General features: G+C 40.9%; 7 protein-coding genes. 3 read left to right on the top strand and 4 right to left on the bottom strand.

The window, feature by feature from the left end; genetic code table 11:
• The first annotated feature begins 221 nt into the window (after positions 1-221).
• Together B9Y69_RS09170 and B9Y69_RS09165 are read left to right on the top strand one after the other, a co-directional pair.
• Positions 222-1,082 carry a hypothetical protein gene (locus B9Y69_RS09170; RefSeq protein WP_144036537.1) on the top strand — a complete coding sequence of 287 codons (861 nt, stop codon included), beginning with the start codon at positions 222-224 and terminating at the stop codon, positions 1,080-1,082.
• Positions 1,083-1,464: 382 nt separating this feature from the next.
• The gene (locus B9Y69_RS09165; protein ID WP_085472653.1) at positions 1,465-2,181 is read left to right on the top strand and encodes a hypothetical protein; all 717 of its coding nucleotides are present in this window, start codon (positions 1,465-1,467) and stop codon (positions 2,179-2,181) included.
• A 21-nt stretch (positions 2,182-2,202) separates the two neighbouring features.
• Here the strand turns inward: B9Y69_RS09165 and B9Y69_RS09160 are convergent, their stop codons facing one another.
• From B9Y69_RS09160 to B9Y69_RS09145, 4 genes are all read right to left on the bottom strand, one after another.
• Positions 2,203-3,162: a T9SS type B sorting domain-containing protein gene (locus B9Y69_RS09160; RefSeq protein WP_085472652.1), complete on the bottom strand. Its 960-nt coding sequence runs from the start codon at positions 3,160-3,162 to the stop codon at positions 2,203-2,205.
• Positions 3,163-3,180: 18 nt separating this feature from the next.
• The gene (locus B9Y69_RS09155; RefSeq protein WP_085472651.1) at positions 3,181-4,239 is read right to left on the bottom strand and encodes a hypothetical protein; all 1,059 of its coding nucleotides are present in this window, start codon (positions 4,237-4,239) and stop codon (positions 3,181-3,183) included.
• 35 nt (positions 4,240-4,274) lie between these two features.
• Complete coding sequence (locus tag B9Y69_RS09150) at positions 4,275-6,515, bottom strand: hypothetical protein (RefSeq protein WP_085472650.1); 2,241 nt, start codon at positions 6,513-6,515, stop codon at positions 4,275-4,277.
• 792 nt (positions 6,516-7,307) lie between these two features.
• Positions 7,308-10,523, bottom strand: a complete 3,216-nt coding sequence (locus B9Y69_RS09145) for a TonB-dependent receptor (protein ID WP_085472649.1) — start codon at positions 10,521-10,523, stop codon at positions 7,308-7,310.
• Positions 10,524-11,002: 479 nt separating this feature from the next.
• Here B9Y69_RS09145 and B9Y69_RS09140 point away from each other — a divergent pair, with 479 nt between their 5' ends.
• Positions 11,003-13,558, top strand: coding sequence for a TonB-dependent receptor (locus tag B9Y69_RS09140; protein ID WP_085472648.1), 2,556 nt, complete (start codon positions 11,003-11,005; stop codon positions 13,556-13,558).
• Positions 13,559-13,566: the final 8 nt, after the last annotated feature.

The raw sequence follows: 13,566 nt of genomic DNA, 5'->3' as shown, positions 1-13,566 counted from the left end.
CTCAGCAGGTCGAGCAACGAAATAAAACCCGATACGATTGTTACCAAGTCGATTTGTAATTTCAGGCCGTAGGTCGTAGCTTTGTTTCACACATATAGAGTGCTTCGAACACGCTGGAGATTCCCACTATGAAACAAGCTTTTAAAGCAGCCAGTCTTCAACTGGTCCATCATAAAAAAAACATACAAAGTTATACATTTGGCATTGCTCTTATTTTATTGATGATCTGCGCGGCCATTGTTCTCCAAGATCGGGAGATCATCTTACCAGAGCTAGCAGCGCTTGCTACGGGATGCTTTGTTTACATGAAACCGGAGTGGACTTCACGACCTTGGGAGCTTTTTAAATTACCGTCGATCACAGCTATCATTGGCTTCGGAATCAACATGACCACATTCTCCTTGGTCGTAAAGTTAATACTAGTTGTTTCAGCTATGCTCTTGGTTCTTACATGGCTAAGAAACTATCTAGCCCCCGCGCTTGCAACCGGACTATTGCCTGTAATTACCAACGCAACATCCCCCACCTTTCTAGCTGCCATTTTTATTCTAACATTCCTCTTAGCTTGGGCAGTGGCGTCTTTCAAAACGAAAAACATATCTACACCTGCTCAAACACCACAATTCAACCTACAAAAAGGCGACATAGCTGCCTACTTAGCGATTATTATCGGCTGGATGGGATTTTGTTTCTATACCGATAGAATGGATATGGCTGCCACACCCCCAGTTCTTGTTGTCGCTTTTGAAAGCATACAAAAACAAATGTATACGCGCGAAGTATGGCTAAAGCAAATCTTCCTATTGACTATTGCCGCCCTGATCGGCAGTCTCACGACAACGTATTTCAGTAATATGATACTCGGCGCATCCACCAGCTTTCTGGCCATCTACCTGGTACTTCATATCAGTAAATTTAAACTTCCGCCGGCATATGCCATGGCGCTTCTGCCCCTAATACTTCCGACACAGCCACCGCTACATTTTACCATAAAGGTATTTCTAATGGCTTTGTTCATTTTATCGACCATTTATGTGTTGAAAAAATATGTGGCGAATAAAAGCGAGATCAGTCAAGGTTAAGACCACACCATAAACAAGTCAAAATCATTCCCAAGACAGCAACTAAGTATCGTACTCACCTCTATCGGGACACATTCCCCCTGTTTTTCCCGCCGTGTCCCCTATTTATTTAAATTGTCCACCTAAAAGTACCCTTCTATTTTTCGGAAAAAGGATAATAATACCAAAATTCGCCTAACAAATGAGACAATTGTATAAAAGGCATTTTTTCTTTCAACAAAGCCAACGCAACTTACCTCAGTGCTAGCCTTTCCTGAAAACTTCTTTTCGTTATTATTTGTGACTCACAAAAAATAACACGAAGATAAATCCGAGGTTTTAAGCACATATAATACGCTTATAAGGAAGATACGATTGTTTCTTGCATGCTATTAACCCCATTATGAAAACGCTTCTATTTTTTGTTCTGTCGTTACTTTTGTCATATTACACATTACTTGCTGACGCATCCCAAGAAAAAGATTCAGCCCCCAGACATCGCATATTCCAAGAAACAACATCCGTAGCAAATAGCATTAATTTAGAACAACTCAGACTCGAAGAGGAAAAAAAACAAATTGAAGATTTCTTTTTAGAAAGCAAGAGAAATAAAGCTATTATCCACGGACTTTTAGCGGCTTTATTAATCAATATATGTTTAGGAACAATGTTTTACCTCCGTTTACGTCGCAAAAAAATTGTTTACAGAAGTATGACCCTGTTAGATAAAGAGATTGATACCCCTGTAGAAAGAAAATATAAACCAGGCGATATAATGGCGAATAGAAAACCCTATGCAGCACAAAATAGTATCCCACCTCAGGTAAGTCTGGAATTAAAAGATTTTCTAGCCTTACATATTGTAAATGATCGTAGCTGGGGTGATTTCAAGGTGCTTTTCAGTCAAGATTTCCCAAATTTTTACGACGACTTAAAAGCCTCATCAATTCCCTTTTCTGAAGGAGATTTACGACTTCTTTCTTTGGTATATCTCAATTTATCCAATCGAGACCTCGCTGACAAGCTATCGATATCGGTCGATGGTATCAAAAAAGCGAAACAACGTCTAAAAAAGAAAATTGCCGATTATGAGAACTGCAGTTTAACGGCACTGCATTAAATATAAAAAACATGTTTTACACTACTGTATCCGGTCACGAATAATGAGCACAGCACCTTTGTAAGTAGACGATCGCCCTGTTTCATCCGTCAACTCCAGAACATAGAAATAGGTTCCCTCCAACAATCCCGAACCTCCCCAATCGTTTTCGTATTGCTCACTGCGATACACATTATTACCCCACCGATTATAAATTGTGAGGCGCCTACCAGGAAACAAAGACAAACCAACTATACGGAAATAATCATTCAGACCATCCCCATTCGGCGTAAATACATTAGGAATAATCAACTGCACGATATCTATACGTGCATCATCGGTATTATTTCCTTGCATACGATCTCGTTGCTTAGCCGATACCGCGGCTAAGGTAACAGCAGATCCATTGGCCGCTCCCACCACTTCAAGCCATAACATAGCTGATGATTTACCCTCCAAACTGGGCTGACGCCAATATAATTTTCGTTCTGACTCTACATAATTCACCTCCCCAGGGTAGCTCCCAATAATACGACTGTAAGACAGTTCAGGTGGAATCGTGAACGTTGCGACAACATCCTCGGCTGTTTCCACGCCCTTATTAAAAATTATCAACTGTACCGCCACCGTATTACCAACACCAATAGTTCGTTTATCCGGCAAATTCCTAATCTCCAGATCAACCTCTACATCAGTCCCACGATCATCTAACACAATACGAACAGGATCGGAAAGGTCAGAAATACAATCATCGCCCAATGCCATAACGGTATATACGCCCGGATCGGTAACAATAATACGCTGCTCGTGGGTACCGGAAAGAGGGACATCATCTTTAAACCAAACATAAGATAATGCATGATCCGCATCGGCGCGCAGGGTGACTTTCTTTCCCTTTACGACCTGCAATACCTGCCCCACCTGGGCCCTTACTTGTCCAAAGACAAGTAGGGCTCCAAGGAGAAAAGTTATATATACTCTTATAGGCAGTGTAGGTGTCATCTTTATTTATGCTTCAGATTAATCCTGAATAGCTTCAATAGTAATGTGTGGTTTACCTGGTGCAGGTGTTACAATAATAACAGGTGAACTTGCTTGATCTGTTCCGGCATACCACCCTCTGTATAACGTATATGCACGTTTACGATTCGTTACCGCATCGGCATCTGCACCGTCGTAAGTTCTTGATTTTAATGTATGCTCGACCTCCACAAAGAACTTGTATTTACCGATATCAGCGATTGTTGGCGCAAAGATATTTGGGTCTGTCGCAGAAGCCGGAACAACAACTTCCTTCACTTTGGTGGCTCCAGTCAAATTAACTTTCGTTGCATCGATCGTTGGAAAATTACCAGCAGCATCGGCTTTTACAGCATACCACGTATACTTCAACTCGAAACTTGCGACCGCAGGAAGAACTCCCGGAGTCTCAAAAGAGGTTGCAACACGCATCTGCACCTTGGTTTGCGTAGCGGCCTCCGTTTCACAATACTGCAATGGGGTCGTACCGCCGGCTTCACGTGTAATATCAACTTTCAAGCGAGGCAATACATATACCACATAAGTTTCTTCTTTATCTGGCGGACAGATTGCGCTCGCATCGGCACCCGCAGGCAAAATAAAACCTTGTACTTTAAAAACATGGTATCCTTCTGTCAACCCCTGAACTTGCAACTTATTGGACGGTTGATCTAACCCCAAAGCAGGAATGCTACCCAAAGCGGTTGCTGTCGGTGACGCAGGGTTTTGCCCCATATAGAACCATTTATACGAAGTAAATGCAAGCGCATCGGCACCGATACGCGTCGGGTGATCTTCTTTCGTTGAAGCAACCAACGTAAGCCCTGATCCTGGTGCATTTGGATTGAAAAACAAGATTGTATTGGTGTTCTCATAGGCAGGTACCAAATTCGAACCCAAAGCTGTTGTTCGTCCAGCATTATCCACGGCTGTAAAAGGCCCTACGCTTACAGGTGGTTTGGAAATTTGCGCTGTGCCCGTTTGGCCCAACGTGGTCAACGTACTAAATAGGAGCATAAGGCCTAATCCTACTCGTGCTGTTCTAAGAATTAATTTCATATAAATCAGTTTTTGGTTAAAAATATTGTTACTTATCAGTTTACTACATTGCTAATACTTAAATGTGGCTTACCCGCCTTCGGCATCAGATAAACCTTTATCGGAACACGAGAACCGACCACACAACCGTTTACCTTTTGTTGGATGTAGAATATTCGCTGACCCAATGTGCCGGTTGGGTGATAGGGATTACTTCCATCCCGTACGCCACCCGCAGAAAAAAGTGGCGTCGTTGCCGATAAGCTGTCATACCAATCGTACACTAAGCATGGACTTACCACACCTACAGCAACAGGATCTCCCTCACACACATACACACGTTTATCGACATTTGCTACCGTTTTAATAAAAGGTCTCCGTTCAATATCATATATTTCCAACGTACTCAGCACATTCAGCACCCCACCTAGTCTAATGGAAATCTGATCGTAAGGTTCCGTGGTGGTCGTAAAAATAATCTGGCTATTGGTTCCAACTTTAAGTAAGGATAGCACACTACCTCCCATATAAATTGGCGCCCCCACAGGAGCCCCTTTGAGGTATCGCTGGATCGAAAAACCATCCAAAAGCGTTAAAACACCTAAATCTTGTACCTTGATAAAAATAGAATCGCCCGGTTGGCTCATCGTGTGGAAGATAATATCCAGCTTTGCTTGTGCGGCAACCCCCACCGCAGCACGCATAGTCGCCTTTGTTGTCAAACTTCCATCAATCGCCCAGGAAGGATTATCCACACCAACGGTCGCTGTCGCTGCATTAAGCACACCTTTCAACAATTCCTCCGACCCTTTTAATACGTCAATTTCATCGTTTGGAGGGCAGTCTGATAAGCTGGTCGTCGCTTCTTCAACCCAAACTCCATATAGATTTGCGGATAACCCCAAAGAAAGCACCCCAGCGACCTTTACTTCCACGGCATCCATCTCTGCAGTGGTCGTGAAACTATAGATCATATCATTTTCACCTACCGCCAGACCGATTAACTCACCACTCACTGACATGGTCGCACCGACATAACTTGTTGCATTTTTTGCACGTACGGTTAAACTACTGATCAACCCTAGCAGGTTACTACCTATACCGAGCTTCACATACACCTTGGTTCCTATAGGGATTTTCTTCGTCCAACCAACAGTCTGATGTGAGCCTAGCCCTAGCAAAGAAATGGGCGCCGATATCAACGAGCTGGTTAACGGGTCTGCATCTGATGCATTACCGGGATTTGTTGTACCTGACTGATCTACAGAAACGGTCGCATACGTTCTTTTGGTCCGGGCACATTCATTGAGCGGATCATACACCTCCACCACCACAGAGCGTTCCACGGAACACGTACTATTACTAATCGTTGCTGTGTATGTATATATACCAGGCACCGTCTGTGCCGATATACTCGTAACCGTCGCCCCCGCGCTGTTGCGCCACACCGTGGTACAGCCCCCCGAACAAGTAATCGACGGAAAACTTTGTGCTTGATTGATCGGAAGGTGGTAATAGGAAGTAAAACTCGAAGGAACAGGAAGACTATTAATCGTAACATTAATAAAAGGAGATTCGATCGCTGCTGCCGTAGGTACGGCGTTATCCTTTGCAACAATCTTGTACCGACCCGTTTGTGCGATCGAAGTTCCGACCTGCTTCACGCCTACATCATTAAAAACCTCATAACTTAACTCGTTCGTGAATTTATGTGTTAGATTATCCAATAAATTATAGGAACCACAAGCTGTGATGCTTGCCGCTTTAAAGGTCAATGGAACATCTTGTGCGTAGAAGAAAGAGGTGATTACTTCTTTTGTAGCAGTGGTATACAGTCGCACGCCATTGTATGTACTAACACCTCCGGTCGTCGTTGCAGTAAGTTTAACAGGACCATTACTAGGTAAAGTCGTTACGCTTGTTGTAAGATTGGTCCCTTCACTGGTCGAATTTTGCGTAGTCGTTCCGGAAAGTACCGTAAAAGTCATACTTGCCGTGGTCACCCCCGTGTTAAGCTTAACATATAACGGAACAGATACAGGTAGCGGAGCAGATAATTGCAGAAACTTAAGCACTAATGTCGCTGATCCTAAGGTGCCAGGAGTCATTGTAGCCGTACTTCCCTGACTTGCTTCTGCACCAACAGTATTTTCCGGTGTTGTTACGGAGCCCAAAAGTCCCGTAGAACTGATTGCATAAGCCGATGGATAAACCTTATTTCGCTCTTGGGCTGCAACGTATCCTGTAAAATGAAGCGCGAAAAAAAAACAGAGAGGCAGATGAAGCAAACACTTCATTAATTTATTTATAATAGGCTGCACCTGACGATGGCGCCAATTTTGGAATATATGACAGAAATAAAAAAAGAAAGACGAAATATTTTTTTTACAACACAACGTCATATATCACAATTATAAATTAAGTTACATTAATTAAGTTATACAAACAATTATCAAACACAAAGAATTATGAATGAAATCAGGCTATCATTATTATATAATTTCATAACTAATTTAAACTAGACAAGAACAAGTAGATAGTTTTTTTTTCAAATTGAAAATATAAAGAAATAATTAACACCAATAATTAATTTACTTCAAACAAGTTAATTTACTGTAGTTTAACAACTACAAAAATGTCGCATAGTAGCACTACAAATACAAAAAGGAACACATGATTTGTCCCGTATTTATTCTGATTTACTGTAAACTAGGAAAGTTTTTAGGGGACAAGTCCACGGGGATCGCCGCATGTCCACCCTCGATATATTTGAGTTTAAAATATTAATCTATAATATTTTTTTTTATAAGACAGAAGCCCCTATAGCCATACGGCATAGAAATCACTAACACGAGAACCGCTACCGCTGAATCTCTTTATATTTGGTTATCTCCTTCACCAAAACCACAAGCAAATGATATACACAAAATATCAAACAACAATTTCAATCGACACACAAAGCCAGTCATTGCCACAAACACCCAGTACCGAACAAGCTGTAAAAAACGATTAGATCACTTATAAAAAGAGTGAATAAAAAAAATAGCCACCTTGCGGGTGGCTATTTCTCAAAAACTTACTATTTGGAATTAGTTAAAAATATACCTCACACCAATTTGTGCAGACCATCTAGATGGAATATCTTGATAGTAATAAGGAACATTATTGTTTAGGTTATTTAGACGATATGTTGGTTTCTTTGTACCACTTTCATAACCAGCAAAGGTAACAGGTTTAAAACTGTTATCCCAGAAACTATCTGAACCACTATATTGTTTACCCCAATTACCATTTATCAAATTACCTACATTCATGATATCAATAGAAAGCTGTAACTTATTTTTGGTTTTACCAATGTTTGTAAACAAATCTTGCGCAATTTTCAAATCGAACTGATGCGAAAAAGGTGTTCTAGCAGCATTTCTTTCTGCGTATTTACCTCTACGTGATTTTAGGTATTTATCAGATTCTATAAATGCATTAAGCTCATCCCACTGCTGTTGAGGTGTTTTATTACCATTCTGAACAAAAGTGATTTCAGATTGCTCTTTCGGTATATACATTAATTGAAACTGATTACCATTAGAAGCAGCATATCCAATTAGATTCCCTGACACCATGTAAGAATAGCGCGGTCCGCTTTGTCCTGAATAAATCAAAGAGACTGTTGTTCCTAAATGTTTGATATATTCTTTAGAATATGACACAACACCTAACAAACGACTACCTGTACTGAAAGGAGAATGTGCTAAGCGAGCATTATTCGAACCGTTCACGGTCGCTACCCGATAAAAATTTGACTGATTCTGCGAAGAAGCACCCGAGGTAATATCTTTTGACTCGGTGTACGTATATGCAAAGGATGCATTCAGCCCGAAATCAAAGTTTTTCGCCAAAGAAGCAGTTGTCGACCAAGAATAACCTTGACTCACATTATCGATATAGATAATCTCCGTATAGTTATCTAATACACGTCTATTATTGTTATTAACGTCGTAAACAACGCGATTATCAGCTCCTTCCAACACACCTGTAGGACGTTCCAAATTAAGATCTGTAAAACGGAATGAACTTAAATTCTTCGAGTACATAAACTCAAGAGTACCCTTAACTCCCCAAGGCAACTGTTGATCTACACCTGCAGAAAACCTAGCGATTTGAGGTAACTTTAAGTTTTTGTCTAATACAGAAATATTTCCTGAAGGCGATACTGTTCCATTAAACTTCGGTTGATTATATGGATCAGCAACAAAATCCACATTAGCTACTGTCCCGTTACCCAAAGAGTGCCCACCTAAGAGCGCACCACTTTGTGTAAAGGCACCTGACGCCCACACCAAAGGAAATCTTGATGTGAAGATCCCTAATCCACCACGAACAATAGTTGAACGATCGGAGTTCACATCCCAGTTAAAACCGACACGTGGAGAAAACATCAACTGCGCCTTTGGCATTCTATTCGTTTGTACATCGTACATCTTCGCCAGGATAGAATTGTTAAAATCAGTATTTTCCATCGGCACATCATTATAGATAGGAATATCTACGCGCACGCCGGCTGTTATTTTCAAATTATCTTGCATCTGGTACTCATCCTGCACGTAAAACCCAAGTTGCATAGCACTAAATTTCGCTCCTTGTCGAGGATCATCCGTATTACTGTATTGATGCGCATACGAAGATGCTTTACCACGAGCAAAGTTCTCTATTGCTGTATAAGCCACTCCTGTAACAGGATTAATATCTGTCGCTGGCGAATCGGAGAAGGTATATGCGCCATTTGAGTTATTAATATAACCATTATAAACTTTGTAGAATTCATTATGCGTTCCAAAAGTCACTGTATGCACGCCTTTATACCACGTTAAGTTATTTGTTAACGTGAAGATATCCTGATCTAACTGATTGACATTTGCCACCGCATCTGTACCTAAATTGTAGGTTCCGTTACTCGTACGAATAGCTACACGAGGAAATAAATCGCCATTAAAACTACGAAAATCACGTACTGAGTTATAACCAACAACCAAATTATTAGACCACGAATTGTTAAAACGACTATTTAGCTCTGCGGTTAGCGTATGATTTTTGTAATCTTTCAGCGTACCGCCATTAGCAAAGGTAACGCTGTTCTCATTCCTAAAATTCGAAGCGTCGTTTGCTTTTGTATAACCGTAACGGATGGAGAATTTATGTTGTGCATTCACATTCCAATCCAAACGTCCAAAAATTTTATTTGACTCATTCGTATTGGCTAAATCACTATACGATCCTGGTTCGTAGCTATAAGTACCGGTAGCAATACTATAAATTTTATCAGCCTCTTCTACCGTTAAATTAGAGGAAGAAGAACCTATTGGATAATTCAAAGGAGTATTCGATTCTGTTCTTTCGTAATTCGCAAAAAAGAATAATTTATCTTTTATAATTGGACCACCAAGACGCACACCATATTGCTTCTCTGTGAAATCCTCTAATCTAGACCTTTGTTCACTACCTGAAACTAGCGCCTTCGGTGTTTTACCTGTTAGATTCTGATTACGCGTATAGTAATAGACTGATCCTTCAACATTATTTGTTCCCGAACGCGTTACAGCAGAAATTCCACCACCAGCAAAACCACTTGCACGCACATCAAACGGAGCTATCTGCACCGTAATTTGATCGATTGCATCCAATGAAACTGGATTCGTCTTTGTTCCTCCTCCATTCATACCACTAGCATTCAAACCAAAAACATCATTAGAAACAGCACCATCTACTGTAAACTGATTAAAACGATTATTACTCCCCCCTATGGATAAAGAAGTACCTTTGAGATCTGCCTGAGGAGTCAAGCGTGTAAAATCCTGAATACCACGGGACACCGTAGGCAGATTTTCAATTTGTTTGCGTGAAACAAATGTTTCTGCACCCGTCTTTAAGCTTTGCGCCTTTTTCAAAGCCGTCACAGTAACCTCGTCTAAGGCTGTTGCATTATCTCCAAAAACAGGGTTCAAAACAAAGGGTTGCCCTAATTGCAAATAAACATCTTCATAGATTAGCGGCGACTGCCCTACATAGCTTACTTCAATCCGGTACGGACCACCGACACGCATGTTCGGTAAACTAAAACGACCCGCAACATTCGCCGAACCCGAGTAGACGGTTCCTGACGGTGTGTGGGTCGCTTTGATCGTTGCACCAGCGGTAGCATGCCCAGTGGATTGGGTGACCACCCCCGACATACTACTTGTTGTAACCTGTGCCTGAATAGTTCCGTAGCTAGCGAGAACTAAAGCAAAGAAAAGTAGAGATTTTTTCATACTCAATTTGTTTCTGTTTAGAATTAATAATGCAAAGTTAGGAATACAACTTAATGTTTATAAAAGTTAACACAAACTTAATACACACATTCACAAACCATTAGAAAGCGTCATATATCAATTTCTTAAACTTTTTAAACTAACAATAACAGGTTAATGATTTAAACAATAAAAATTCAAAAACTAGCAACAGTTCCGCGTTCAGATTACAATTTTAACAATAATTAACATTTTAAAAATGTGGATAAATATTTACATCACCCGTTTTACGACAACATGAATCGGTAACATCAATTTTTTAAAATTATACGTAAAAAAAGTGCACCAAACAAACAATTGCCGAAACAACCTTAAACAAATAAAAATATGTCCTAAACGAATAAAAACCACGCAAAACAGCAAATAAAAGGTTTCAAGACAAGTATTTAGACACAAAAAATTATTACCTTTGCAACCAATTTAAAAAAATCGTTCTCGTAATGAAAAAAAGCTCTATTCTATGGATGTCCCTCTTGGCATTCATGCTTATCAGTAACGCTTCCTTTGCTCAACGGATTCTTACTGGTAAAGTTTCGGACGGATTCAACCCGATCGCTGGTGTTTCTGTCCTTGTTTCTGGTACACAGACCGGAACTTCGACTGATGCAGCAGGAAATTTTGCATTGACTACCAATCAAGAAAATGGTCAGCTAGAAATCAAATTCTTAGGGTACCTTACCCAACTGGTTAAGTTCAGCAAGAATAACGACCTAGGCACGATTGTTTTGGCTCCTTCAAAAGAACAGTCTCTGGATGAAATCGTTGTTGTTGGTCGTGGTGTAATCGATATCGCGGAGGGTCGCATGACACCGATTGCGGTTTCCACTATCCACCAGGCAGCAATTGAAGAAAAAGTTGGTTCACTAGACATCACCTCCACTTTAGCGAATACGCCCTCTGTATACATTACAGGGCAAGCCAAAGGTTTTGGGGAATCATCCATGAATACGCGTGGTTTCGACCAATCAAACACTGCCTTTTTATTAAATGGTCAGCCGATCAACGGTATGGACAATGGTCGTGTTTACTGGTCAAACTGGTCTGGATTATCTGATATTGCTTCAGTTATTCAAATACAACGCGGTTTAGGTTCATCTAAATTAGCGATCTCTTCGGTCGGCGGAACAACAAACTTCGTCACCAAATCCACCGACATGAAAAAAGGCGGCTTCCTAAAACATACGGTTGGTAATGACATGTTCGTAAAATCAACATTGGGTTACAATACAGGCCTAATGAAAAACGGCTTTGCCGTTTCAGCGATGTTTACACATTGGCAAGGTGATGGATATATGAACGCAACAGCGGGTGCGGGCCAGAACTACTTCCTATCAGTAGGGTACAAAGTAAATGACAAGCACAACTTAAACCTGATGGTTACCGGTGCGCCGCAATGGCACGAGCAAGGTGGTACAGCGACGCTACAAACCTACTTGGATAAAGGCCGTAAATACAACCGTAATATCGAAACGATCAACGGTGTCGAAATGAACCCACGTAAAAACTACTACCACAAACCTGTTGCTAACTTCAACTGGGATTGGGAAATCAGTGATCGCTCATCGTTATCTACGGTAATCTACGCTTCTATGGCTCGCGGCGGCGGTCAATCAAGACGCAATGACAACTCAACAGCGAAAGTTCCTTACCTAGCTGCTGACGTAAACAATCACCAATGGTACGGTATCGTTTCAAACTACAACCGTAAACTGAACGACAACTTAACGTTTAACGTAGGTTTTGACTTAAGAGACTATAAAGGGGAGCACTACAGACAGGTAACAGACCTTTTGGGTGCAAATAGCATTGTTCACACTGGAAACGTAAACTACAGCGGTCCATTGACAACATCCAACTCATACTCGACCAACCCATGGAAAACATTTACCGACAAACCTAAAAACGCGGAAGATCGCCTAGCATGGGATTATGATCAAATCGTTCGTTACGCTGGTTTATTTGGGCAAATTGAATATGCAAAAGATGGCTTCACCGCTTTCTTCCAAGGATCATTATCTGAACAACAGAATATTCGTGAAGATTATTTCTTGTACAAGCTAGGAGAAGGAAGATCCGAAAAAGTCAATAATTTTGGCTATAACACCAAAGGTGGCGTAAGCTATACTTTAGGACAACACAGCCTATTCGGTAATGCCGGTTATTACTCACGCCAGCCTTACCAGAACAACATCTTTATGAATTACCGTAATGATGTAAACGAATATGCTGAAAACGAAAAAATCTTAGGTTTAGAATTAGGGTACAAATTTGCGTCGGAATACATTGACGTAAATGTTAACGCATACCGTACAACTTGGGAAAACCGTGTAACGGGTAGCTCGCGTAACGCAAACGCAGCAGACGTTACAAAGTACAACCCTACAGGTAATCCAGATATCCTTCAAGAAGGAGACTTCCTTTACTTCTCTAACTACGGTGTAAAGCAAGATCACAAAGGTGTGGAATTAGATTTCACAGCGCGTCCATTCACAGGCCTGGAAGTAAAAGGTTTCGGATCGATTGGCGACTGGAGATACAAAGGCAACGCCACAACAATCGTGCGTAACGAAGACCGCGTAGAACTTGCTACTGAAAATAAAGATGTAAACAATGGTAAAGTAGGTGATGCCGCACAAACATCATATGGTGTAGGCGCAAAATACAGCATCATCAGAAACCTTTCTATCGATGCAGACTTTAGATCATATGACAGACTGTACTCGTCACTACAAGCCGGAGAAGGAAAAGTATTACAACTTCCTTCCTATCAATTATTCGATGTTGGTACTTCATACAAAATCGTATTGAGTCCAACAAATACATTGAGCTTCCGTGTTAACGTAAACAACCTCTTCGATAAGTTCTATATCTCTGAAGCAACCACCAACACATTTGCTGACGGCGCTAAGAATTTATGGAACGGCATCAATACAGCCAACACCGTATTGATCGGTATGGGACGTACGTGGAACGGTTCAATTAAATTCACGTTCTAAAACAAATC

The sequence above is a fragment of the Sphingobacterium psychroaquaticum genome, assembly GCF_900177625.1.
GTDB classification, from domain to species: domain Bacteria; phylum Bacteroidota; class Bacteroidia; order Sphingobacteriales; family Sphingobacteriaceae; genus Sphingobacterium; species Sphingobacterium psychroaquaticum.
Note: the sequence above shows the minus strand (reverse complement) of the source record. Positions and strands in the feature narration are given on the sequence as shown.

Excerpts from the sequence above, each read along its gene's own strand:
- B9Y69_RS09170 (WP_144036537.1), top strand. The coding sequence starts at position 222 with ATGATCTGCGCGGCCATTGTTCTCCAAGATCGGGAGATCATCTTACCA.
- B9Y69_RS09165 (WP_085472653.1), top strand. The coding sequence starts at position 1,465 with ATGAAAACGCTTCTATTTTTTGTTCTGTCGTTACTTTTGTCATATTAC.
- B9Y69_RS09160 (WP_085472652.1), bottom strand. The coding sequence starts at position 3,162 with ATGACACCTACACTGCCTATAAGAGTATATATAACTTTTCTCCTTGGA.
- B9Y69_RS09155 (WP_085472651.1), bottom strand. The coding sequence starts at position 4,239 with ATGAAATTAATTCTTAGAACAGCACGAGTAGGATTAGGCCTTATGCTC.
- B9Y69_RS09150 (WP_085472650.1), bottom strand. The coding sequence starts at position 6,515 with ATGAAGTGTTTGCTTCATCTGCCTCTCTGTTTTTTTTTCGCGCTTCAT.
- B9Y69_RS09145 (WP_085472649.1), bottom strand. The coding sequence starts at position 10,523 with ATGAAAAAATCTCTACTTTTCTTTGCTTTAGTTCTCGCTAGCTACGGA.
- B9Y69_RS09140 (WP_085472648.1), top strand. The coding sequence starts at position 11,003 with ATGAAAAAAAGCTCTATTCTATGGATGTCCCTCTTGGCATTCATGCTT.